Here is a 22,973-nt window from a genome sequence, read left to right on the forward strand (position 1 = left end):
CGGCAACCAATCAGCGTCTCAGCCAATTTCCTTAGATTTCTCTAGAACGAAGGTCGTCGTCGCCAGCAGCGCCGCCGCCCTCGTCAGTGAGCGGGGTTATAGATTTCACACCTCAAACAGTCAACAGCCCAATCCAACTTTTCTGCAGAAATCGGACATCACATTGAAATCAAACACAAATTCTAAAATCAGAACAGTCCCCGATGAAACTATCGCCCGAAAGCATCCCATCGCGCCCTGGAACAACGCGGAACCGGCCAAGTTCTCCTGCTCCCCCTTGTGCGTGTGTATGCGCATGTGTGTGCGTATGTGTGTCTGCAGGCGCGCCTGCCGCGCTAATTCCTTATTTGCCGTCCAGGAAGGACGCCTCAAGGACTAGGCGAAGCAGCTATTGCAGATGCCCGAATTTGACCTCGACCGCTGAAACATGAGAGATGTCTGCGCCCGACAACACCCGATCGCCCTGCATCACCGGGCATCACCGGGCAACACTGGAGATCACCGAGGATGGCCACGAATTGGATAAGCTGAAGGCATGACGAACGATCGCGCCATGATCCGGTCGCTCGGAAGTGAACCGCCGATCCTGGCGGACGGGTTTCGTGCGCCGGACCGCCGCGAGATTTCCTTGCGCTGGCTGTCCGGCACCTTCCTCACCGGGATCACCTCCTGCATCCTGATGGGTGTGGCCCTGTTTGCCGCCCTCGATGGCCGCCAGCAGCTGGCGATCCCCGCCGAAGCCTATGCCGTGATGCCTCCCGATGGCGACGCAGCCGATGAAGCACAGGATGTCGGCCGCGGCGCCCGCCTGTTCGGGCCGAAGATCGCCGCGCGCCCGGTCGACAAGGCCATACTCGAAGTGCCGACCGTGCTTCTCGATGGCGAGCGCGAAGTGGTGCGCAAGCAGCCCTTCGCCCATGTGAAGATGGCGCTCGCCGCCGATTACCAGGTTCAGGAACGCTATCCGCCCTTCGACCCGCTGGCGATCTTTGCCACCGACCAGAAGAACCCGCCCGTCGCCAACCGCACGGGCACGCTCTATGGCTCGGATGTCGAATCCGAGGTCGTGCTGAAATCGACGCCCTTCCCGGCCATGCCCGACGTGCCGCTGGCCGGCGAGATGAGTTTCGACGAGGTCGAGGAAAACGTCCGCTCGAACGGCTCCGTGCTCACCGACGGCAACAGCCAGGTCGCAGCCCTCTCCTATATCGACCCGCGTCGCTTCGACAGCGATGACGACGAACTCAATCTCGGCGTTGGCATATCGGCCCGTGTCGTCGAGGAGAACATGAGCGTTGCCGAGCCGGAAATCGTCACGCCGCTCACGCCTGAATTTGCCGATGACGTGCTGCCGGTCAGGCGCCAGCAGACCGTGGTCGCGCTGATGACCGCATCCGGCTATCCGACCGCCAAGGCTGAGGATGTCGCCCGCGAACTCGCCCCCTTTACCGGTCCGCCGACGCTCGTCGAGGGTGACGTGTTGCGCATCGGCCTGATCCAGCGCGGCGAAGAGGTTCGTCTGGTGCGGATCTCGCTCTATCGCAAGACCGAGCATGTCGTGACGCTCGCCGTCAACGATGCTGGCCGCATGGTCCGCGGCAGCGAACCGCCGGAACTGGCCGCCGTCATCGGTGCCTTTGACGACAATGCCCCGGCAGCGCTGGCCAGTCGCGATTTGCCGCGCGTCTATGACGGTATCTACCGGGCCGCGCTCTCCTATGGCATGAGCCAGGAACTGACGGCGCTGATCGTCCGCCTGCTCGCCGCCAATGTCGACTTCCAGGCGCAGCTGAAGCCGAGCGACACGCTCGAGGCCTTCTTCTCGGTGATGGACGACGAAGGCAAGGCGACGGCGGAATCCGAACTGCTCTTCGTTCGCGCCCGGTTCGGCGATACGATCACCACCTTCTACCGCTTCCAGAACCCGGAAGACGGCTCGATCGATTATTTCGATGAAAACGGCAAGAGCATCCGGCAGTTTCTGCTGCGCAATCCGGTGCCCAATGGCCGCTTCACCTCGGGCTTTGGCATGCGCCGCCATCCGATCCTCGGCTATTCCCGCATGCATACCGGCGTCGACTGGGCCGCACCCCGCGGCACGCCGATCATCGCATCCGGCAATGGCGTGGTGGAAAAGGCCGGCTGGGCCTCGGGCTATGGCAACCAGACCCTGGTGCGCCACGCCAATGGTTATGTCTCCTCCTACAACCACCAGAGCGGCATCGCCAAGGGCGTCGTGCCGGGTGCCAAGGTCACCCAGGGTCAGGTCATCGGCTTTGTCGGCTCGACCGGATCATCGACAGGCTCGCATCTGCATTACGAACTGATCGTCAACGGCACCAAGGTCGATGCGATGAAGGTGCGCCTGCCCGGCGGCAAGGCGCTGGACGGCGAGCCTCTCGCCCGTTTCGAAGTCGAGCGGGAGCGTATCGACGCCCTGCTGCTCACCGGCGGCAAACCGGCCCAGGTCGCCAGCAAATAGGCAAGTAGCAATTGGGCCAACCGCGGGCTCGGTTGCTGGCCAGACATCAGTCGAGACAGAAATGGCGGCCAGCGGCCGCCATTTTTCGTTCACGTGGATCAGGCCTGATCAGGCGGCTTCGCTGACCGGCTTTTCCGGCGAGATCAGCAGCCGGTCGGATCCCGCCGCAATGCCCACCTTGGCCCCGTCGAGCACCTGACCCGACAGGATCTGTTCCGCCAGCGGATCCTGCAGGTATTTCTGGATCACCCGCTTCAGCGGCCTTGCGCCATAGACCGGATCATAGCCCTTGTCGGCAAGCCAGTTCCGTGCATCCGGTGCCAGATCGATGTCGATCTTGCGTTCCGCCAGAAGCGACAGCAGCCGCTTCATCTGGATATCGACGATCGCGCCCATTTCCGAGCGCCGCAGCCTGTGGAACAGGATGATTTCGTCGACACGGTTGAGGAATTCCGGCCGGAACGACGCCTTGACCACATCCATCACCTGGTCGCGCACCACATCGACATCCTCGTTTTCGCCAAGTCCGGTCAGGTAATCCGCGCCGAGATTGGAGGTCATGATGATGATCGTATGCTTGAAGTCGACGGTGCGGCCCTGGCCATCGGTCAGGCGTCCGTCGTCGAGAACCTGCAACAGCACGTTGAACACATCCGGATGCGCCTTTTCGATCTCGTCGAACAGCACGACCTGATAGGGCTTGCGCCTGACCGCTTCGGTGAGTGCACCGCCTTCGTCATAACCGACATAGCCCGGAGGTGCCCCGATCAGCCGCGAGACCGAGTGCTTCTCCATGTATTCCGACATGTCGAGCCGGACCATCGCGGTTTCGTCATCGAACAGGAAACGCGCCAGCGACTTGGTCAGCTCGGTCTTGCCGACGCCGGTCGGCCCGAGGAAGATGAACGAGCCGATCGGCCGGTTCGGATCCTGCAGCCCCGCCCGTGCCCGGCGCACAGCACGCGACACGGCCTGCACGGCATCGCCCTGCCCGACCACCGATTTCGCCAGCTCATCTTCCATGCGCAGCAGCTTGTCGCGCTCACCTTCGAGCATCTTGTCGACCGGAATGCCGGTCCAGCGTGATACCACATGCGCAATCGCATCCGGGTTCACCACTTCCTGGACCATCGCATTGCTCGAACCATCCTGCGCTTCGGCGGCAGCCAGCGCCTTTTCGAGATCCGGAATGACGCCGTAGGTCAACTCGCCGGCCCGCTGGAACTCACCCTTGCGCTGGGCAATGGCCAGTTCGTTGCGCGCCTCGTCGAGCTTGCCCTTCAGGTCCGCGGCAAGGCCGAGCTTCTGCTTTTCCGACTGCCAGCGCGCCGTCAGCGCATCGGCCTGCTCCTCGATCGAGGTCAGCTCCGTGTCGAGCCGCTTCAGCCGGTCGACGGACGCCGTATCGGTTTCCTTCTTCAATGCCTCGCGCTCGATCTTCAGCTGCATGATCCGGCGGTCGAGTTCATCGAGCTCTTCCGGCTTGGAATCTACCTGCATCCTGAGGCGTGAGGCGGCCTCGTCCATCAGGTCGATCGCCTTGTCCGGCAGGAAACGGTCGGTGATATAGCGGTTTGACAAGGTCGCTGCCGCCACCAGCGCCGAATCCGAGATCCGCACCTTGTGATGCTGTTCGTATTTTTCCTTCAGGCCGCGCAGGATCGAGATCGTGTCCTCGACCGTCGGTTCTTCGACCATCACAGGCTGGAAACGCCGGGCAAGGGCTGCATCCTTCTCGACATGCTTGCGATATTCGTCAAGCGTGGTGGCGCCGACGCAATGCAGTTCGCCGCGCGCCAGTGCCGGCTTCAGCAGGTTGGACGCATCCATCGCGCCATCGGCCTTGCCGGCGCCGACCAGCGTATGCATCTCGTCGATGAACAACACGATCTCGCCGTTCTCCGACTGCACTTCCGACAGGACGGCCTTCAGCCGCTCCTCGAACTCGCCGCGATATTTGGCGCCCGCGATCAGGGAGCCCATGTCGAGCGCCATCAGCTTCTTGTCCTTCAGGCTTTCCGGCACGTCGCCATTGACGATACGCAGCGCCAAGCCTTCGGCAATCGCCGTCTTGCCGACGCCGGGTTCACCGATCAGCACGGGATTGTTCTTCGTCCGCCGCGACAGGACCTGGATCGTCCGGCGGATTTCGTCGTCACGGCCGATGACCGGATCGAGCTTGCCGTCGCGCGCTTCCGCCGTCAGGTCACGGGCATATTTCTTCAGCGCGTCGAAGCCCTGTTCGGCATTGGCGCTGTCGGCGGTCCGGCCCTTGCGGACCTCGTTGATCACCTGGTTCAGGCCATTGGCGGTCACGCCGCCCTTCTTCAGGCTGGCCGATGTCGAGGCCGAGCTTTCGATCGCAAGCGCCAGCAACAGCCTTTCGACCGTGACGAAACTGTCACCAGCCTTCTTGGCCGCATCTTCGGCGGTCGAAAACACCTTGGCCAGAGGCGCTGCCAGATAGACCTGTCCATCACCACCCGACACCTTCGGCAGCTTGGCAAGCGCGGCATCATTGGCCAGTCGCACCGCCTTCGGATCACCCCCGGCACGCGAAATCAGCGAGGACGCCATGCCCTGGTCGTCGTCGAGCAAAACTTTGAGCACATGTTCGGGGGTGAATTGCTGGTGGCCCTCTGACAGCGCATGCGTCTGCGCCGACTGCAGGAAGCCACGAACCCGCTCGGAATATTTTTCGATGTTCATTTGCCACTCTCCGTTTTCCGCGCTGCCCGCTTTGCGGCACAGCCCGGCTGTTGAGGATCAGGCTCCCTGAAAGGCGAGCCCTGGAGTAGAAAACCACTCCGTTGACGGAGATATGGGGGGTTAAATTTGCCGTTTAAAGAGGCATTTAAACGAAAAACTCCGGGACACGTCCCGGAGTTTTGCATTCGTCAATTTGCCGTCAACGTGGCGTCGATTTCGCTTCGTCACACCGAGTGGTCTTATTCGGTCACGTCGGCCATGGCCGGAGCGTCACCGCCATCGCCACCTTCGCCGTTTTCACCACCCTCTTCCGAACCGGCGGCGCGACGCGGCTGGCGACGGGGACGGTTGGTGGTGCTGCGGCGGCGCGGTTGGGTGCGCTCGCCGGCAGGGCTTGCCTCGGCTGCGCTTTCGGCAGCAGCGGCAGCGGCTTCGGCCGGCATTTCTTCGATCACCGGCTGCGGACCGCTTCCGGCAAATTCCTGCGGCTGGTGGCCCTGATGGCTCTGGTGGCCCTGCGAGCCGCCTTCATCCATGCCTTCGCCATCATCGCCGTCGCGATCATTGTAGTCGTTGCGGTCTTCGCGCTGGAACCGCTCCTGCATCTGCGCCTGGGCGGCAGCAATGATGCGGTTGTAGTGTTCCGCATGCTGAAGATAATTTTCAGCCATGACACGGTCGCCGGCACTCTGCGAGTCGCGTGCAAGGTTCTGGTACTTTTCGGCAATATGCTGAGCTGTGCCACGGATCTTCACGTCAGGACCGGAACTGTCATAGGACCGGGTCAGCGGGTTCTGGCCCTTGCGGTTGAAGTTGCCGCCACCGCCGCCACCACCGCCACCACCGCTGCTACCACCGCCGCCGCTATTGTTACGCCCTCGACCACGCTTATTCTGCTGTCCTGGCCTCATAGAAGAATCACCTGAATGTCTTTGTTGTGCTGATAAATGGCTGCGCCATCGGCTTTGGTCAAACCGGACCAAGTCTCCGCGCGCTGTCCGCAGACTGCGCCGTCGGCTTGCTCGCCGCTGGTGAGAGTCAAGTTAACTGATTCACGCATCGGTCTATTTCGCTTCGTGAGGTTCATCGAGCGAACCATTATCGAAGCCGACCCAGACAGGAACGAATCTTTCGTTCTTTCTCCGTCACCCGTTGCGTGCCCGCAAGCTATCTCTGTTCATTCGGAAAACCAAGCATTTTTCTTTGTTTATCGGAATTATCCTTAGCAAGCGCAGCAAAATGATCAGGAATCACCGGTTGCAAAGACAAGAACCCTGTCATTTCCACCCAGGTCCTTGCGTCCTTCAACGAGAGAAAAACCTTTTTTCTCAAATATTTGCGTGACGGCCTCGCGTTGGTCCCAACCGATCTCGAGACCGACAAGCCCACGTTCGTGCAAATGCGCCAATGCCTGCTCGGCAATCGCCCTGTAGGCGTCAAGACCGTCTCTTCCACCATCCAGCGCGGCGGCGGGATCAAAAATCTGAACTTCCGGATCGAGCGTCAGCACCACATCGCTACGGATATAAGGCGGATTCGAGACGATCAGATCGAACTTTTCCGGCACCTTTTCGAACCAACTGCTCTGCCGGCCTTCGAAGCGTTGCGCCAATCCGTTGCGCTCTGCATTCCGGACGGCGGTCGCCAGGGCATCTTGCGAAATATCGACGCCGATCGCCCGCGCCTCGGGGCATTCTGCCAGCAAGGCCAATGCGATCGCACCGGTCCCCGTGCCAAGATCGACGATCTCGGCGGCGCCTTTCACTTCGACGATATGACGAAGATGCGGCAGCAACGCATCCACCAGCACTTCCGTGTCGGGACGCGGTTCCAATGTGCCCGCCGACAGGCCGAGCTCCAAACCATAGAAGTCGCGCTTGCCGAGAATACGATGAACCGGCTCCCGCGCCAGGCGTCTGACGATCGCCTGCTCGACGACCGCCAGCCGGGCGTCATCGACAGGTTGGTCACCGCGCAGAACCAGGTCGGTCTGGCTGAGGCCGAGAAGGCTGGACACCAGCACCTTTGCATCGGTGGCGGCGTCTACGATGCCCTCGACCTCGAAACGACGGCGGGCTTCCAGGATCAGGCCCTGGCAAGTCACCACCGCGCCGGTCACAGGCTTTCACCCAGCTGCGCGAGCTGCCCGGCCTGGTAATCGTTGATCAGCGCATCGACCACTTCATCGATATCGCCTTCCATCATCCGGTCCAGCTTGTAGAGCGTCAGGTTGATGCGGTGATCGGTGATCCGACCCTGTGGGAAATTGTAGGTGCGGATACGCTCGGAGCGGTCGCCGGAGCCGACCTGGCTCTTGCGGTCGGCAGAGCGTTCATTGTCGATTTTCTGACGCTCCATGTCATAGAGCCTCGAGCGCAGGACCTGCATCGCCTTAGCGCGGTTCTGGTGCTGCGACTTCTCCGAGGATGTCACCACAAGCCCGGTCGGCAGGTGGGTAATGCGCACCGCCGAATCGGTCGTGTTGACGTGCTGGCCGCCGGCGCCGGACGAGCGCATCGTGTCGATGCGGATGTCTTCGGCCCGCACCTCGATGTCGATGTCCTCCGCTTCGGGCAGGACGGCAACGGTCGCCGCCGAGGTATGGATACGCCCCTGCGTCTCGGTATCGGGCACGCGCTGCACGCGGTGAACGCCGGACTCGAACTTTAGCTTGGAGAACACGCCCCGGCCGGTGACCGTCGCGATGATTTCCTTGAAGCCGCCGGCATCGCCTTCGCTGGAGGACAGGACCTCGACCTTCCAGCCCTTGGTACTGGCGAAGCGCTCGTACATGCGAAACAGGTCGCCGGCAAACAGGGCGGCTTCGGAACCGCCGGTCCCGGCGCGGATTTCCAGGATCGCGCTTTTCTCGTCGGCCGCATCCTTCGGCAGAAGCAGAATCTGCATTTCGGTACCGAGCGTCTCGAGCCGAGCCTGCACGCCGGGCAGCTCCATCTCGGCTAAGTCGCGCATCTCGCGATCGGTGCCCTTGTCGTTCAGCATACTGCGAAGATCGGCCTCTTCGGCCGTCGCCGACTGATACTCGCGGATCTTCTTCACCACCGGCTCGAGTTCGGAATATTCCGAGGCAAGCTTGACGTAGACGTCGGCTGCCGGTCCTGCCGACATTCGCGCTTCGATCTCGCCAAACCGGCGCTCGAGCTCGCGCATTTTCTCGACAGGAAGCTTCGCCACCCTTCACTCCAGTTTTTTTATTGCTTTAGACGGGAATATTATTGTCTTCCGCAAAGCGGACCAACAGGTCGCGCAGTGGCACAAGCGAACGGTGGTCGTCAAGCGCCGCTTCAAGTTCCACAGACAGCTTCGACACGTCAAGCCCGAGCAACATTGCCTTCACCGGCCCGATCGCCGTCGGTGACATCGAGATCGAGCGGAAGCCGATACCAAGCAGCGCCATGGCCGAAAGCGGCTTGCCGGCCATCTCGCCGCACAGCGTCACCGGTGTGTTGTTGCGATCCGCGCCCCGGACGATGTCGCGCAGGATGCGCAGGAACGGCCGCCCGAGAACGTCGAAACGATCGGCAACCCGCGCATTGCCACGATCCACTGCCATGGAAAACTGAAACAGATCGTTCGACCCGACGGAGACGAAGTCGACCTCCTCCATCAACTCATCGAGCTGCCACAGCAGGGCAGGCACTTCGAGCATGGCGCCGAACTGCAGCTTCTTCGGCAAGGGATGGCCGAACTTCGAAATATACTGGACTTCCTTCTGCATCAGTTCGCGCACCGCGCGGATTTCAGCGACCTCGGTCACCATCGGCAGCATCATCTTCAGCTCGGCACCGGCCGCAGCCTTCAACAATGCCCTGAGCTGGATGCGCAACAGGCCCGGCCGATCCAGCGACAGCCGGATCGCGCGCCAGCCAAGCGCCGGATTTTCCTCTTCCTGGGAGCGGAAATAGGAGACGACCTTGTCGCCACCGATATCCAGTGTCCGGAACGTCACCGGCCGGCCATTGGCCTGCTTCAGCACGCTCCGGTAAAAGCTTTCCTGCTCCTCGCCCTTGGGCATGGTCGAGGAAATCATGAACTGCAGCTCGGTCCGAAACAGGCCGATCCCGTCGGCCCCGGATTCGGCCAATTGCGGCAGGTCGACAAGCAGGCCGGCATTCATCTGCAGCTTGATCCGCTGGCCATCCTTGGTCAGTGGCTCGACATCGCGCAGGGCGCGGAACTGTTCCTGGCGCCGGGCGCGCAACCGCACCTTTTCCTCATAGGCCTTCTGCAGGTCGGCAACCGGGCGGATATGCACCTTGGCATCGACCCCATCGATGATCACGGGATCGCCGTTTTCCGCCAAGGCCACGGCCCCCGCGGCCTGCCCAACGACAGCGATGCCCATGGCTCGGGCAACGATCACCACATGGCTGGTCACGGCACCTTCTTCGAGAACCAGGCCCCGCAGATTGGCGCGCGGATAGTCGAGCAGTTCGGCAGCACCCATGGCACGGGCAAAGATCACCGCATCGGCCGGGAAGCCTTCGGCAGCACTGCGTGGCGAAAAACCGGTCAACTGGCGCAGCAACCGGTTCGCCAGGTCGTCGAAATCATGCATGCGTTCGCGCAGATAGGGATCCGTCAGCCGGATCATCCGCGCCTTGGTGTCGCTCTGGACCTTTTCGACCGCTGCTTCCGCCGTCAGGCCGTTGTTGATCGCCTCCTCCATGCGCCGCACCCACCCCTGGTCATGGGCAAACATGCGATAGGTCTCGAGCACGTCGCGATGCTCGCCTTCCATGGAGATTTCCCGCCGCGACAGCATGTCGTCGATCGAGATGCGCAAGGAGCCGAGCGCATCCGCCAGCCGGCGGATTTCCGTCTCGGTGTCTTCGTTGAGCAGGTTGGTGACGACGATGCGCGGCTCGTGCAGCACGACATAGCCAAGGCCGATGCCTTCCGAATAGCTGTCGCCATCGATGGTCACAGGTCGCGTCAGGTCAAGTTCGAGGCCGGGACGGGTAATCTTCTTCAGTTCACCGGTGGCGATCATTTCGGCAAGCACCATGGCCGTGGTTTCGAGCGCTTCGAGCTCGTCTTCACGATAGTTGCGCTGCGCCTTGTTCTGGACGACGAGAACACCGAGGCTTCGGCCGGCGCGCAGGATCGGCACGCCGAGGAAGGAATGATAGATCTCTTCGCCTGTCTCGGGCAAGTAGCGAAAGGCGGGATGCGCCTGGGCATCGGAAAGGTTGAGCGACTGGGCAGACGCTGCAATCGTGCCGACGAGACCCTGGCCCATTTTCAGCTGGGCCAGATGGACAGCGTCCTTGTTCAGACCTTCGGTGGCATAAAGCTCGAGAACGCCGTCAGAACGCAGCACATAAGCAGAGCACACTTCGGCGACCATGTTGCTCGCGATCTGGCGAACGATCTGGTCAAGACGTTCCTGCGGCTCGAGCGGCTCTGCCATCAATTCGCGCAGCCGCTTGAGCAGGACGCGTGGACCCGCTGAAAGGTCTCTCATCGCGGATTGGCTCCACTTCCGGTTGGTCGGCGGCCTGGCCGCCCCGGGTATGTCTGACACCCGGGATCAACGACCGCTCTATGGAATCAATTCTTATCCAGACCGTAGCAGGAATGCAAAGTGCGAACCGCAAGCTCCGCATAGGGACCGTCGATCAGGATGGAAATCTTGATCTCGGACGTGGTGATCGCCTTGATGTTGATGCCCTTCTCGGCCAATGCCCGGAAGGCGCTGGCGGCAACGCCGGCGTGGCTGCGCATGCCGATGCCGATGACCGAAACCTTGACGAGGCCCTTTTCGCTCTGGATGACATCGTAGCCGATCTTGTCCTTGTTGTCGGACAGAACCTTGAGCGCCTTGTCGACGTCGCCGGAGGGAACGGTGAACGTCATGTCCGTCTTGGAACCGTCTTCCGAAATGTTCTGGACGATCATGTCGACATTGATATGGGATTCGGCCAGCGGCCCGAAGATGGCAGCCGAAACGCCCGGACGGTCGGCAAGCCGGCGCAGCGAGATCTGCGCTTCATCCTTGGCATAGGCAATACCGGTTACGACTTCCTGTTCCACGATTTCATCCTCATCACAAATCAGCGTGCCGGGCGGATTGAGCAGATCGCCCATGCCCGGTGCATCGGGATCTTCAAAACTGGAGCGCACGAAGGTGCGGACCTTGTGAACCATGGCCAGTTCGACGGAACGGACCTGCAGGACCTTGGCGCCGAGCGATGCCATTTCCAGCATTTCCTCGAACGCCACCTTCTTCAGGCGGCGCGCCTTGGGCTCGATGCGAGGATCGGTCGTGTAGACGCCGTCGACATCTGTATAGATGTCGCAGCGGTCAGCCTTCAGGCCTGCCGCAATCGCAACCGCAGATGTATCCGAGCCGCCACGGCCGAGCGTCGCGATCCGGTTGTCCGGTCCGATGCCCTGGAAGCCGGCGACCACGGCCACCTGGCCTTCGCCCATGCGGCGAACGATGTCGGAACCGTCGATTTCCTGGATGCGGGCCGCGCCATGCGCATTGTCCGTCTTGATGGCGATCTGCCAGCCCTGCCACGAGCGCGCATTGATGCCCATAGACTGCAGCGCAATCGCCAGCAGGCCGGAAGTGACCTGCTCGCCCGAAGCGACGATGGCATCGTATTCGCGCGCATCGTAGAACGGCGAATCCGCCCCAGCGACCTTCGGCATGTTCTCGACCCAGCCGACCAGTTCATTGGTCTTGCCCGACATCGCCGAGACGACGACAGCCACTTCGTGGCCGGCATCCACCTCACGTTTCACATGGCGCGCGACATTGTGGATGCGTTCGAGATTGGCGACGGATGTACCGCCGAATTTCATGACAATGCGAGCCATAGACTTGAACCGTATGCCCTTGAGAAACGCCGGAAACCCGGCGAAGAAACACCGGTCTTTCTGGAAACCGGCAGGTTGCGGCGCTTTTAGCGAATAAGCGCGGGACACGCAACGGTCACTTAGGCCCGTATCGGTACGCTTGCAGGCGCTTTTCTGTCGCGGATCGGGCGAGACCTCTGCCATAATTTGGCACGAATTCGAGCGCCAACCATCACCTGCCTGGCTGGGAGCGGGTCTGCAGCAAGTCTCGAAATGAAATCGGATCGCTTGTCATGAAGCCAACGCTCGACAGTTCCACGCTCGACCAGGACGCCACGAACAATCCCGAAGCCCTCGACCTCCCTACGCCTTCCGCATTCAGCCGCCATGCAAAGCCGATAGCCGCGGTCCTGACATTGGCCGTCTTCTCCATGGTCGGCTTTGCCATCTACCGCCTGACCGAGGAAGTGACCTATGCCGACGTCATCCGGGGCCTGCAGGCAACCGGCACGGGTTCGATCCTGCTTGCCGTTCTCTTCACCGCCTTGAGCTTCGCCACGCTCTGCTTCTACGACCTGAATGCCCTGTCCTATATCGGCCGCAGGCGCCCGATCGCAGAAGTCGCCCTGACGGCCTTCAGCGCCTATGCCGTCGGCAATGTCGCGGGCTTCGGCGCGCTGTCGGGTGGCGCCATCCGCTACCGGGCCTATTCCCGTGCCGGCCTTGCGCCGGACGAGATCGGCCGCATCGTCGCCTTCGTCACCCTGTCCTTCTCGCTTGGCCTCGCCATCATCACCGCACTCGCCCTGATCCCCATGTCGGGCGAGATCGCGCCGCTGATCGGGCTCGATCCCGCATGGTTGCTCGGCGGTGCCGTCGTCGTGCTGATCGGCATCGGCAGCCTGCTGATCATCGCCAGCCGCGACGGCCTGAAGATCGGCAAGATGACGCTTCGGCTGGCCGACAGCCGCACCCTGTCGCGCCAGTTCCTCGTCACCGTGCTCGACATCGCCTTCTCGGCAACCGTGCTTTACGTGCTTCTGCCTCCCGAAGCCGCCATCAGCTGGCCGGCATTTTTCTGCGTCTACGCAGTTGCCATCGGCGTCGGCATTGTCAGCCATGTCCCAGCCGGCATCGGCGTGTTCGAAACGGTGATGATCGCCACGCTCGGCAGCCGCATCGGCACCGACGCCGTGCTCGCAGCCCTCGTCGCCTATCGCCTGATCTACTATGTCCTGCCGCTCCTGATCGCCATTCTGCTGGTCACCATCAGCGAATTGCGTCATCTCGCCGGAAGCCCCCTCTCCACCGGCATCGCCCGCACGGCCGGTCGGCTGGCCCCGCCCCTGTTGGCGGCCCTGGCGCTGGTCCTCGGCACCATGCTGATCGTCTCGAGCGTCACGCCGACACCGGACACCAATCTGGACATTCTGGCCGGCTACCTGCCCCTGCCGCTTGTCGAAGGTGCACATTTCCTCGCCAGTCTGACCGGTCTGTTGCTGATCGTCGTCGCCCGCGGCATGGCCCAGCGTCTCGACGGCGCCTGGTGGGCGGCCGTGGCTCTGTCGCTGCTCGCCCTGTTGCTGTCCATCGCCAAGGCAATCGCCCTTTTCGAAGCGGCCATGCTGGCAATCCTTCTCGTCGGCCTGCTGTCCAGCCGCCGGGCTTTCACCCGCCCCGCCTCGCTGCGCCAGGCCCTGACAACATCCTGGCTTCTTGCCATGGCCGTGCTGGTCATCGGCGCCGTCGTCATCCTGCTCTTCGTCTACCGCGATGTCGAATACAGTCACGAACTCTGGTGGCAGTTCGAGTTTTCCGCCGAAGCCCCCCGTTCGCTGCGCGCCGCCCTCGGGCTTGCCATTGCCTCCAGTGCCATCGCGCTGTTCAGCCTGACGCGACCGGCAAGCCAAGCCGTTCTGCCCTCCGGCGACGAGGACATCTCGGCCGCCGTCGAGATGCTGAACCGCAACGGGATCGCCGATGCCAATCTCGTCCGTACCGGCGACAAGACGGTGATGTTTTCGCCCGACGGCAAGGCTTTCCTCATGTATGGCAAGCAGGGCCGGTCCTTCATCGCCTTTCTCGATCCGATCGGGCCGAAGGCCTCGCGCAACGAACTGGTCTGGCAGTTCGTCGAGACCGCCCGCGCTGCCGGCTGCCGGGCGGTGTTCTACCAGGCCTCCCCCGTCCTGCTGCCGGCCATCGCCGATGCCGGCATGAAAGCCTTCAAGCTCGGCGAACTCGCCGTCGTCGACCTGTCCAGTTTTGATCTGAAAGGTGGCAAATGGGCCGGCCTGCGTCAGTCCGCCACCCGTGCTGAACGCGACGGCCTGACGTTCGAAATCGTCGAGGCGGAAAACGTTGCAGGCGTGTTGGAAGACCTTCGCGCGATCTCGGATGCCTGGCTCGCCCATCATCGCGCCAAGGAAAAGGGCTTTTCGCTCGGCGCCTTCACCGATGCCTATATGCTGTCCCAGTCGGTCGCGATCCTGCGTTTCGAAGGCCGTATCGTCGCCTTCGCCAATATCCTGCTGACCGACACCAAGGAGGAAGCCTCCATCGACCTGATGCGGTTTTCGCCCGATGCGCCGAAAGGCGCGATGGATTATCTGTTCATCAGCCTGCTCACCCGGCTGCGCGATCGGGGTTTCCAGCATTTCAATCTCGGCATGGCGCCGCTTTCCGGCCTGTCGCGCCGCCAGGTGGCGCCCGTCTGGGACCGCATCGCCAACACATTCTACGAACACGGCGAACGGCTCTACAACTTCAAGGGCCTGCGCGCCTTCAAGGCAAAATTCCACCCCGACTGGCAGCCCCGTTATCTGGCCGTCTCCGGCGGCCTCAACCCTATCCTTGCCCTCGTCGATGCAACGCTTCTGATCGGCGGCGGCCTGAAAGGCGTGGTGAAGAAATGAACCCCATCCTCAAGGCAGGTCTGCTCGCCCTTCCGCTCCTGTCGACCGTGCCCACGCTGGCACCTGCCCTGGCCCAGGAGCCGCCGCTCGACACCGGCATGATCCCGGCACCGGTCACGCTTTTACCCGACGACGACGCCCGTGCACTCGTCGTCCTGCTGTCGGACGGCGCCGGCTGGCAGACGGGCGACCAGGCCGAGGCCGAACGCTTGCAGGGCAATGGCGGGATCGTTATCGGCATCGACACGCCGAAATACCTGGCCTCGCTGTCCACCGACAAGGGCGACTGCATCTACACGGTCTCCGACATCGAGGAACTCAGCCACCAGCTGCAGCGCAAGGCCGGCAACACCGCCTTCCTGCCGCCGATCATCGCCGGACGTGGCGAAGGCGGCGCGCTGGCGCTGGCCATCCTTGCCCAGACCCCCAAGGCCACGATCGGCCAGACACTGGCGCTCGACCCGCAGGCCGGCATTCCGCTGGCAAAGCAATTGTGCACGCCGGCGGAAAAGACCAAGGCCGGCGACCGTATGCAATACGCCCTGACCGACGGCGACCTGCCCGATCCGGCAACGGTTCTGGTCAGCGACAAGGCCCCCAAGGACGGCGTGGACCACGTCCAGTCGCTCATCACCAAACATCCAGACATTGATCTGAGAGAAATCACCGACGCCCCCGACACGACCTTTTCCGCCACTCTCGACGAACTGATCGCGGTCCAGAGCCAGACCGACAGCCCTCTGGGAATGCCGCTGACGATCCTCGATGCGAGCCCGTCCCGCGATACGATGGCGGTGATCTATTCCGGCGATGGCGGCTGGCGCGACCTCGATAGCGAAGTCGCCAGCCAGCTCCAGTCATCCGGCATCCCGATCGTCGGCATCGACTCACTGCGCTATTTCTGGTCCGAGCGCACGCCGGAGCAGACAAGCAGCGATCTGGCCGAGATTATCCACACCTACGGCAAGCGCTGGAACGTCCACCACGTGCTGCTGGTCGGATATTCCTTCGGCGCCGACATTCTCCCGGCTGCATTCAACGGCCTGCCGGACAAGCTGAAATCCCGCGTGCCGCAGATCAGCCTGCTCGCCCTGTCCCATCAGGTGGATTATGAAGTCTCGGTATCGGGCTGGCTCGGTCAGGCGGCAAGCACAGGCCACGACCCGCTGGATGATATCCGAAAGATCTCCCCCTCGCTGGTTCAGTGTTTCTACGGGTCGGACGAGGAAGACGATGCGTGCCGCGACCTCGTCGGCTCAGATGTCGAAACGCAAGAGATCGCCGGAGGCCATCACTTTGATGGCAATTACCAGGCCCTGGCCAAACGCATTACCGACGGTCTGGCAAGACGCATCCAGAATTGACGACAACAGAAAAGGGCGCCAATCGGCGCCCTTTCCGGATCATGTGTAGCGTGCGTCAGTTTCCCTGGCGGGCGCGGCAATTCGGATCCTGCCCGCAGAACAGCTGGAAGGCATTCGGATTGCGATTGTCACGCGGGCCACCCGCGCGGCGCTGATCCTCGCGGCGGTCGCGGTCACGCTGCAATTCCTGCGCCCGCTGGTCACTGTCGCGACGAATGTCGCGGGCCCGCTCCTCGTTGAGCTGATGGTTTCGGTCGAACTGCGGACGGTTATAGCGGTCGTCACTACCCGGACGGTAATCGCCATCGCGCCAGCGGTCACGATCCCGGTAGAAGTCCCGGCCGCGATAATTGTCGTCCCAGTAGCGCCCGATGCTGAACGTCACCGAAGGAATCCCGAGCGGACGATAGTATTCGGGGCCGACGTAAACCCGGCGCTGCGAAACGCTCGCCTGCAGATACGATCCCGATACCCAGCCGCGATAGCCGGCGAAGGACACGTCGCACCAGTTGGCCGATGTCATGCAGCCGACAATGTTGACGCGGGTACCAGCGGGCACAACCACAACGGCGGGATAGCGGGTGCTCGGACCGGACCGCATATTGACATTGGCGGTCGAAAAAGCCGGCGCGGCCTCGGCGATGACGGGAACCATTGTGGCCGACACGGCCGCTGCCGCCAAAACCAAGAACTTGTGCATCGTAGATCTCCTTGAACTCATCACGGCAAAGCCGCCTGTATATGCGAATCGTGTAAGCGAAACGTCGAACCATCGGCCAAGGTTCCGCCTTCGCGCTGACCAGAGCCTGCGACCATGCCGCTCTTGACTTTGCGGGCCGATAATCCGACTTGAAGCGCAACCACCTTAAGAGGGCAGCATCATGACCGCAGAGGCACGCACCACCATTGATCAGTCCGAAGTCGATCGCTTTTCCGCCATGGCGGCGGAATGGTGGGACCCGACCGGCAAGTTCCGCCCGCTGCACAAGATCAACCCCGTGCGCCTCGCCTATATCCGCGACATGGTCTGCGCCCACTATGGCCGTGACCCAAAGGCCCATCGCCCATTGGAAGGCCTGCGTATCCTCGATATCGGCTGCGGCGGCGGCCTGTTGTCGGAACCGGTTGCCCGCATGGGTGCCGATGTCCTAGGGGCCGATGCCTCCGAAAAAAACATCAAGATCGCCATGACCCATGCTGCCCAGAGCGGCGTCCCCGTCGACTACCGCGCCGTCACCGCCGAAGCGCTCGCAGAAGCCGGCGAGACCTTCGACATCGTGCTCAACATGGAAGTCGTCGAACATGTCGCCGACGTCGATTTCTTCCTGTCGACCTGCGCTTCCATGGTCCGCCCCGGTGGCATGATGCTGGTCTCGACGATCAACCGCACCTTCAAGGCCGCAGCGCTTGCCATCGTCGGTGCCGAATATCTTCTGCGCTGGCTGCCGCGCGGCACGCATCAATACGAAAAGCTGGTGCGCCCTGAGGAAATCGAAGCACCCCTGACAGCGAGCGGCATGCAGGTCGTCGAGATGAAGGGGGTGTTCTTCAATCCGCTGCAGAACCAGTGGAACCTGTCGTCCGATATCGACGTGAACTACATGGTCCTCGCCAGGCGGCCGGCTGCATGAGTTCCGCGCAGGATGTCATGGCCTTCTGGCGCGATACCGGACGCGAAAAGTGGTTCGTCAAGGATGAGGCGCTCGACGCCGAGCTCAAGGCGCGTTTCACCGATCTGCATTTCGCCGCCGCCCGCAACGAATGCAGCGACGGGCTGGACACGCCGGACGGCACGCTCGCCCTCTTGATCCTGCTCGACCAGTTCCCGCGCAACATGTTCCGCGGCAGCGGCCATGCCTTCGCCACCGACCCGCTTGCTCTATCCATAGCAAGGCAGGCCGTCAGCAAAGGCTTAGACAGGCTGGTCGATCCGCCGATGGCGATCTTCTTCTACCTGCCCTTCGAGCATTCCGAGGATCCTGCCGACCAGCAGACCAGCATAGATCTGTTCACCACCCATCACGAACGGGTCGATGACGCAGAATGCCTGCGCTACGCGGTGGTCCATCAGGAGATCATCACCCGCTTCGGCCGCTTCCCCCACCGCAATGCGGCTCTTGGGCGCGCAACCACGGCCGAGGAGCAGACCTACCTGGATGACGGCGGCTTCAAGGGCTGAACCGGATCAGGCCGGCAGCGTCTTCACGACCTCCAGCAGGTCGTGCTGGCCGGCCATGTTCTCGGCGGCGATCCGTTTCACGCGATCCCGGTCGATGCGATACGGCGCACCTTGCGGATCGAAAGACTGCTTGAAGGTGAAGGCATGCGCCGAGGCGCCCTTGTCGGCCAGTTCCTCGAGGCGTGCCACGCCCTCTGCCCAATCCGGCCTCTGTCCCGCCTCGACCCAGAACAGCACGAGTGGCGGCCAGGTCTGCACAACGTTCCAGCGGCGTGCGTTCTTCAGCGCCTCGGCATGCACGCCCGAATAGGAAAAGGCCATCAGGCTCTCGAGGTCGAGCCATAGCGACAATGAGGACGGCCCGCTTTCGCGACCGCTTGCTTTGATAAATCTTGGAAATACCTGCTCGCCCCAGCTCTCTGGCCCGGGCTCTCCATCATAGCCGGAACGACCCACATAACCGCCGGCACGTCTTGCAGCCTCGAAATTGAACGGCTCGCGTCTGACGAAGCCGGCAACCGCCGGATCGTCATGGTCGGCAACATGAAGACCGAAATTATAGAGTGCGATATGGTGAACTGGCCCACTCAATTCGCATCGTCCGGCAGGACCGGCAAGGGCGCGATCTCGATGCCTTCTTCGAGCATGGATTTCACCTCGACCGGTGACGCCTGGCCGATAATGCCGCGTGCCTCCGCTTCGCCGTAATGGATCTTGCGCGCTTCCTCCGAAAACCGCGCACCGACGTCCTCGCTATTGGCGCGGATCTCCTGGATCGCTTCCTTCAGCTTGACCACGGCCTGCTTCTGCGCGCTGGAAATGGCCAGCGCCTGCATCGTCTCTTTGTGCCGCGCCGTCGAAACCGACGGTGCCATCAGCACTTTCGAGATCTCCGCAGAACCACAGACCGGACAGGTCAGAAAGCCGGTCGCCTTCTGACGCTCGAAATCGGCGCTCTCGGAAAACCAGCCCTCGAATTCGTGAGCGCTATCGCAGCACAACGAATAGCGGATCAAACTGTCACGCCTCCCTTCGCCAGAACCGGCGCAAAATCGAGTTCGAAATCGCGGCCGTTCTTCAGGTTCGGGATCTTCGCCCGCGCAGCCTTCACTGCACCGGTATCGATCTCGGCGATCACCACGGCCTCGCCGCTGCCACCGGCAGATGCCAGCACCTTGCCCCAGGGATCGACGATCATCGAATGGCCGAAGGTCTCGCGGCCATCTTCATGCACGCCCGCCTGGGCGGCCGAGATCACATAGGCCCCGTTCTCGATCGCCCGTGCACGCAGCAGGATTTCCCAATGCGCTTCGCCGGTCTGCTTGGTGAAGGCGGCGGGCGTCGTCAGGATTTCCGCCCCGGCCATGGCCTCGGCCCGGAACAGATGAGGGAAACGCACGTCGTAACAGACCCCGAAGCCGACCTTGGCGAAAGGCAGATCGGCGACCACCGCCCGCGTGCCCGGCCGGTAGACCGAGCTCTCGCGCCAGCTCTCGCCATTGTCGAGATCGACGTCGAACATGTGGATCTTGTCATAGGAGGTGATCTTGTGGCCGTCAGGACCGAACAGGAAGGCGCGGTTGGCGATCTTGCCATCGCCCAGCTTGATCGCAGTCGAGCCGACATGCAGATGGATGCCAAGCTCACGCGCCAGGTCCGACGCCGTCTTGACGATGATATCGGTATCCTCGTCGCGCAGGATCGCCATCAGGCCCGGACGATCCTTCTGCACGGCACCGGTCATTTCCGGCGTCTGCACATAGACAGCACCCGCCGCGGCGGCCTCGCGCACGAGCCGCGCCATCGACGCCGCGTTTTTCTCCGGGTCGACCCCGGAGCACATCTGGACGGCAGCAGCCTTGAATACCATTGGATATGTCCCTTTACTGAGCCAGCAGCGGATCGAGCCCACCGGCGCGATCCAGCGCGTGAAGGTCGTCGCAGCCGCCGACATGCCGGTCGTTGATGAAGATCTGCGGAAAGGTCGTTCCGCCGTTGGACCTGGAGATCATCTCGTTGCGAAGTCCGGCGTTGCCTGTCGCGTCATGTTCGACAAAATCGACCCCTTTCGACGCCAGCAATGCCTTGGCCCGCGAACAATAACCGCAGCCCTGACGCGTATAGATCGTAACACCTGCCATTCAAAACTCCGTCACGAGGGTAGGACGTTGAAAAATGCTGCCTTCATATAGGCCCGGACACAGCCCTTGCAAAGGTCAAAACAGTGACATCCGTAGCGCCTGCCTTTTTCAGGGCAGTGGTGGCCGCACTCACCGTCGCACCCGTGGTATAGACGTCGTCGATCAGGATCAGCCGGCGGCCGAACACCATGTCCTGTCGTTCCTTGGGCACGATGAACGCGCCGCGCACGTTGAGCGCCCTGGCATTGGCCGTCAGGCCGACCTGTTGCTCGGTCCGCTTGCGCCGCACCAGCACCTGCGGCATGAAATCTATGTCGGACAGGGCGGCCAGATGGCGCCCCAGTTCGGCCGACTGGTTGAACATCCGGCGAAAGAGCCGGGTTCGATGCAATGGCACCGGCACGATGCCGTCCGCCTGCGCCAGCTCGGTGGCCGCAGCCCGTGCCATCCAGCCGGCCATCATCGGCGCCAGATCGCCGCGATCGCGATATTTCAGGTCATGCACCAGATCGCGCGCAACGCCGTCATGAAGCGCCACGGAGCGCAAGCGGTCGAACACCGGCGGATGGGCGATCGCCTCCCCCGACACCATGCCATCGCCGGGATCATGCGCAAACGGCGTACCGAGCACCTCGCAGAACGGCCGCTCGATGAACGGCATTCGGCTCCAGCAGGACGGACACAGTGCCGCATGGCGTTGAGTTCGGGCATGGCAATGGGCACAACACGGCGGATAAAACAGGGCAAACAGGCCAATCGCCAGCGTCCGGGGTCTTTCCCGGCTGACGGCGAGCGTTTTCTGCACTATGTGAGCCAGCATGACGTGACTTTAGGCGTGATACGCGCCCTTAGCCAGACCCGAATCCGACAGGGAATTGCCGCATGCACCAGCTCTTCGACGAGGGCCTGATCACAGCCAATCGCGAAAAGGCGAGAACCCGCGCCGAAAAGGGCAGCGATTTCCTGCTCGAGCTTGCCGGACGTGAACTGGCAGACAGGCTGGCTCTGGTCGAGCGCCATTTCGAACGCGCCGTCGAACTGTTCGGCGCAACCGGAGTCGCAGCAAGGGCAGCGCTGGCGACGGGCAAGATCGACGTGCTGGATCGTGTCGAAACCAGCACGGTCTTCGGCGATCCGGACCAGAGCCTGACGACGGCGCGTTTCGAAAGCGTTCCGCTGGCCGCAGAATCGGCCAACCTGATCCTGTCGCCGCTGTCCCTGCACCTGACCAACGACACGCCAGGCATGCTCATCCAGATGCGCCGAGCCCTGAAACCCGACGGCCTTCTGCTCGCCGCCATTCCCGGCGCCGGAACGCTCGCTGAACTGCGCGACGTTTTGCTTAGCGCCGAAACCGAGCTTCATGGTGGCGCAAGTCCCAGAGTCATCCCGTTTCCCGATATCCGCGACGTCGGCTCGCTGCTGCAGCGCGCAGGCTTTGCCCTGCCGGTCATCGACGAGGAAAGCTTTACCGTCCGCTACGACAACCTCTTTGCCCTGATGCGCGACCTGCGCGCGATGGGCATGGCAAATCCTCTGATCGGGCGCAGCCGCAAGCCGCTGACGAGAGGTTTCTTCCTGCGAGCAGCAGACCTCTATGCCGAACGCTACGCCGATCCTGACGGACGCATTCGGGCGACGTTTTCGATGATCTTCGTATCGGGCTGGGCGCCGCATGAGAGCCAGCAGAAACCGCTGAAGCCGGGCTCGGCAAAGATGCGCCTCGCCGAAGCCCTCGATCCGAATCGTAAGGCACCGGGATCCGCAATCGCCGAAAAGGACTAGTTGCCCGCGTTGCTGACGCTGTCTTCAACGATGCCGAACGTATTCTGCAGCGAGTTGGTAAAGGCCCCGTAGCCGCTGATCAGCGCAACGCTCATGATCGCGGCGATCAGTCCATACTCGATGGCGGTGGCACCGTGGCGATCCGAGATAAACCTGCTGAACAAACGCATCTTCGCTCCAGTAGAACGCGGACCTCGGCCACATAGGCGAGCCTGATTGAACCTATTTGCCTTAACAGCGCTGGCCGAAGCCATCGATGATGCAGACCGAGCCCGGCGTTTCCTGCAGAACGCTGCGGCGGATCGTATAACGCTTTCCGCCATCGGCCTTCGGAATGGAGCCGGTGCTCATCATGTCGTATTCGTCCGGCTGAAAGGCCAGCGTCTTCTTCTCGGTCTTGTCGGCAAGCATCGGCGTGACAACAAGCGACAGCGCAATCGCAGCCGTGCCGAAAAGCAGGGCGATATTGAGAACTCCGGTTCTTCCGGTTTTCACCGAAGACCGTTCCCTGGATCGGGCAGCCCGCCAGAAATCTTCGTTTGCCATAGGACGCTCCACACACGCACGACG

The 22,973-nt window shown here is 62.3% G+C and carries 20 protein-coding genes; 6 read left to right on the forward strand and 14 right to left on the reverse strand.

What is annotated here, in order from left to right:
- Positions 1–535: 535 nt before the first annotated feature.
- Positions 536–2,482, forward strand: a complete 1,947-nt coding sequence (locus tag GVK95_RS24285) for a M23 family metallopeptidase (RefSeq protein ID WP_159953260.1) — start codon at positions 536–538, stop codon at positions 2,480–2,482.
- Positions 2,483–2,590: 108 nt separating this feature from the next.
- Here the strand turns inward: GVK95_RS24285 and clpB are convergent, their stop codons facing one another.
- The 6 genes from clpB to GVK95_RS24315 form a co-directional block, all read right to left on the reverse strand.
- Positions 2,591–5,191, reverse strand: coding sequence for an ATP-dependent chaperone ClpB (gene clpB, locus GVK95_RS24290; RefSeq protein ID WP_159953261.1), 2,601 nt, complete (start codon positions 5,189–5,191; stop codon positions 2,591–2,593).
- A gap of 239 nt (positions 5,192–5,430) precedes the next feature.
- On the reverse strand, positions 5,431–6,102 hold the full coding sequence (locus GVK95_RS24295) for a DUF4167 domain-containing protein (RefSeq protein WP_159953262.1): 672 nt from the start codon (positions 6,100–6,102) through the stop codon (positions 5,431–5,433).
- Between the two features lie 332 nt (positions 6,103–6,434).
- Positions 6,435–7,310: a peptide chain release factor N(5)-glutamine methyltransferase gene (gene prmC / locus GVK95_RS24300; RefSeq protein ID WP_159953263.1), complete on the reverse strand. Its 876-nt coding sequence runs from the start codon at positions 7,308–7,310 to the stop codon at positions 6,435–6,437.
- Positions 7,307–8,386 carry a peptide chain release factor 1 gene (prfA, locus tag GVK95_RS24305; RefSeq protein WP_159953264.1) on the reverse strand — a complete coding sequence of 360 codons (1,080 nt, stop codon included), beginning with the start codon at positions 8,384–8,386 and terminating at the stop codon, positions 7,307–7,309. Before prfA ends, prmC begins: the two co-directional genes overlap by 4 nt.
- 25 nt (positions 8,387–8,411) lie before the next feature.
- On the reverse strand, positions 8,412–10,679 hold the full coding sequence (ptsP, locus tag GVK95_RS24310) for a phosphoenolpyruvate--protein phosphotransferase (RefSeq protein ID WP_159953265.1): 2,268 nt from the start codon (positions 10,677–10,679) through the stop codon (positions 8,412–8,414).
- Positions 10,680–10,765: 86 nt separating this feature from the next.
- The gene (locus tag GVK95_RS24315) at positions 10,766–12,040 is read right to left on the reverse strand and encodes an aspartate kinase (protein ID WP_159953266.1); all 1,275 of its coding nucleotides are present in this window, start codon (positions 12,038–12,040) and stop codon (positions 10,766–10,768) included.
- Positions 12,041–12,312: 272 nt separating this feature from the next.
- Between GVK95_RS24315 and mprF the strand changes: the two genes are divergently transcribed.
- Both mprF and GVK95_RS24325 read left to right on the forward strand, forming a co-directional pair.
- Positions 12,313–14,934, forward strand: coding sequence for a bifunctional lysylphosphatidylglycerol flippase/synthetase MprF (gene mprF / locus GVK95_RS24320; RefSeq protein ID WP_159953267.1), 2,622 nt, complete (start codon positions 12,313–12,315; stop codon positions 14,932–14,934).
- Entirely contained in the window at positions 14,931–16,298 is a 1,368-nt protein-coding gene (locus tag GVK95_RS24325) for an AcvB/VirJ family lysyl-phosphatidylglycerol hydrolase (RefSeq protein ID WP_159953268.1), read from the forward strand. The genes mprF and GVK95_RS24325 overlap by 4 nt, the downstream gene beginning before the upstream one ends.
- Before the next feature lie 55 nt (positions 16,299–16,353).
- Here GVK95_RS24325 and GVK95_RS24330 read toward each other — a convergent pair whose 3' ends face one another.
- The gene (locus tag GVK95_RS24330) at positions 16,354–16,998 is read right to left on the reverse strand and encodes an SH3 domain-containing protein (protein ID WP_159953269.1); all 645 of its coding nucleotides are present in this window, start codon (positions 16,996–16,998) and stop codon (positions 16,354–16,356) included.
- A 181-nt stretch (positions 16,999–17,179) separates the two neighbouring features.
- Here GVK95_RS24330 and ubiG point away from each other — a divergent pair, with 181 nt between their 5' ends.
- Together ubiG and GVK95_RS24340 are read left to right on the forward strand one after the other, a co-directional pair.
- The gene (gene ubiG / locus GVK95_RS24335) at positions 17,180–17,929 is read left to right on the forward strand and encodes a bifunctional 2-polyprenyl-6-hydroxyphenol methylase/3-demethylubiquinol 3-O-methyltransferase UbiG (RefSeq protein ID WP_159953270.1); all 750 of its coding nucleotides are present in this window, start codon (positions 17,180–17,182) and stop codon (positions 17,927–17,929) included.
- Positions 17,926–18,477: a DUF924 family protein gene (locus tag GVK95_RS24340; protein ID WP_159953271.1), complete on the forward strand. Its 552-nt coding sequence runs from the start codon at positions 17,926–17,928 to the stop codon at positions 18,475–18,477. The genes ubiG and GVK95_RS24340 overlap by 4 nt, the downstream gene beginning before the upstream one ends.
- Positions 18,478–18,483: 6 nt before the next feature.
- On the opposite strand, the gene GVK95_RS24345 is transcribed toward GVK95_RS24340, so the two are convergent.
- Genes GVK95_RS24345 through GVK95_RS24365 form a run of 5 tightly spaced genes read right to left on the reverse strand, consistent with a single transcriptional unit; the run spans position 18,484 to position 21,438 of the window.
- Entirely contained in the window at positions 18,484–19,068 is a 585-nt protein-coding gene (locus GVK95_RS24345; RefSeq protein ID WP_159953272.1) for a DUF3291 domain-containing protein, read from the reverse strand.
- Positions 19,065–19,493, reverse strand: a complete 429-nt coding sequence (locus GVK95_RS24350; protein ID WP_159953273.1) for a DUF1178 family protein — start codon at positions 19,491–19,493, stop codon at positions 19,065–19,067. Before GVK95_RS24350 ends, GVK95_RS24345 begins: the two co-directional genes overlap by 4 nt.
- Positions 19,490–20,347, reverse strand: coding sequence for a carbon-nitrogen hydrolase family protein (locus tag GVK95_RS24355; protein ID WP_159953274.1), 858 nt, complete (start codon positions 20,345–20,347; stop codon positions 19,490–19,492). Before GVK95_RS24355 ends, GVK95_RS24350 begins: the two co-directional genes overlap by 4 nt.
- A 13-nt stretch (positions 20,348–20,360) precedes the next feature.
- Positions 20,361–20,618: a glutaredoxin 3 gene (gene grxC / locus GVK95_RS24360; RefSeq protein WP_159953275.1), complete on the reverse strand. Its 258-nt coding sequence runs from the start codon at positions 20,616–20,618 to the stop codon at positions 20,361–20,363.
- 43 nt (positions 20,619–20,661) lie between these two features.
- On the reverse strand, positions 20,662–21,438 hold the full coding sequence (locus tag GVK95_RS24365) for a ComF family protein (RefSeq protein WP_159953276.1): 777 nt from the start codon (positions 21,436–21,438) through the stop codon (positions 20,662–20,664).
- 62 nt (positions 21,439–21,500) lie between these two features.
- Between GVK95_RS24365 and GVK95_RS24370 the strand changes: the two genes are divergently transcribed.
- Positions 21,501–22,403, forward strand: a complete 903-nt coding sequence (locus tag GVK95_RS24370) for a methyltransferase domain-containing protein (protein ID WP_159953277.1) — start codon at positions 21,501–21,503, stop codon at positions 22,401–22,403.
- Here GVK95_RS24370 and GVK95_RS24375 read toward each other — a convergent pair.
- Positions 22,400–22,573 (reverse strand): Flp family type IVb pilin, encoded by a 174-nt coding sequence (locus tag GVK95_RS24375; RefSeq protein WP_159953278.1) that lies wholly within the window; start codon positions 22,571–22,573, stop codon positions 22,400–22,402. The genes GVK95_RS24370 and GVK95_RS24375 overlap by 4 nt on opposite strands.
- A 61-nt stretch (positions 22,574–22,634) precedes the next feature.
- Entirely contained in the window at positions 22,635–22,949 is a 315-nt protein-coding gene (locus GVK95_RS24380) for a hypothetical protein (RefSeq protein ID WP_113142921.1), read from the reverse strand.
- Between the last annotated feature and the right edge of the window lie 24 nt (positions 22,950–22,973).

The sequence above is a fragment of the Rhizobium sp. 18065 genome, from assembly GCF_902706095.1.
Lineage (GTDB): Bacteria > Pseudomonadota > Alphaproteobacteria > Rhizobiales > Rhizobiaceae > Allorhizobium.

Excerpts from the sequence above, each read along its gene's own strand:
- GVK95_RS24365 (WP_159953276.1), bottom strand. The coding sequence starts at position 21,438 with ATGCTGGCTCACATAGTGCAGAAAACGCTCGCCGTCAGCCGGGAAAGA.
- mprF (WP_159953267.1), top strand. The coding sequence starts at position 12,313 with ATGAAGCCAACGCTCGACAGTTCCACGCTCGACCAGGACGCCACGAAC.
- GVK95_RS24325 (WP_159953268.1), top strand. The coding sequence starts at position 14,931 with ATGAACCCCATCCTCAAGGCAGGTCTGCTCGCCCTTCCGCTCCTGTCG.
- GVK95_RS24355 (WP_159953274.1), bottom strand. The coding sequence starts at position 20,347 with ATGGTATTCAAGGCTGCTGCCGTCCAGATGTGCTCCGGGGTCGACCCG.
- grxC (WP_159953275.1), bottom strand. The coding sequence starts at position 20,618 with ATGGCAGGTGTTACGATCTATACGCGTCAGGGCTGCGGTTATTGTTCG.
- GVK95_RS24375 (WP_159953278.1), bottom strand. The coding sequence starts at position 22,573 with ATGCGTTTGTTCAGCAGGTTTATCTCGGATCGCCACGGTGCCACCGCC.
- ubiG (WP_159953270.1), top strand. The coding sequence starts at position 17,180 with ATGACCGCAGAGGCACGCACCACCATTGATCAGTCCGAAGTCGATCGC.
- GVK95_RS24295 (WP_159953262.1), bottom strand. The coding sequence starts at position 6,102 with ATGAGGCCAGGACAGCAGAATAAGCGTGGTCGAGGGCGTAACAATAGC.
- GVK95_RS24340 (WP_159953271.1), top strand. The coding sequence starts at position 17,926 with ATGAGTTCCGCGCAGGATGTCATGGCCTTCTGGCGCGATACCGGACGC.
- GVK95_RS24285 (WP_159953260.1), top strand. The coding sequence starts at position 536 with ATGACGAACGATCGCGCCATGATCCGGTCGCTCGGAAGTGAACCGCCG.
- GVK95_RS24380 (WP_113142921.1), bottom strand. The coding sequence starts at position 22,949 with ATGGCAAACGAAGATTTCTGGCGGGCTGCCCGATCCAGGGAACGGTCT.
- ptsP (WP_159953265.1), bottom strand. The coding sequence starts at position 10,679 with ATGAGAGACCTTTCAGCGGGTCCACGCGTCCTGCTCAAGCGGCTGCGC.
- clpB (WP_159953261.1), bottom strand. The coding sequence starts at position 5,191 with ATGAACATCGAAAAATATTCCGAGCGGGTTCGTGGCTTCCTGCAGTCG.
- GVK95_RS24370 (WP_159953277.1), top strand. The coding sequence starts at position 21,501 with ATGCACCAGCTCTTCGACGAGGGCCTGATCACAGCCAATCGCGAAAAG.
- GVK95_RS24315 (WP_159953266.1), bottom strand. The coding sequence starts at position 12,040 with ATGGCTCGCATTGTCATGAAATTCGGCGGTACATCCGTCGCCAATCTC.
- GVK95_RS24330 (WP_159953269.1), bottom strand. The coding sequence starts at position 16,998 with ATGCACAAGTTCTTGGTTTTGGCGGCAGCGGCCGTGTCGGCCACAATG.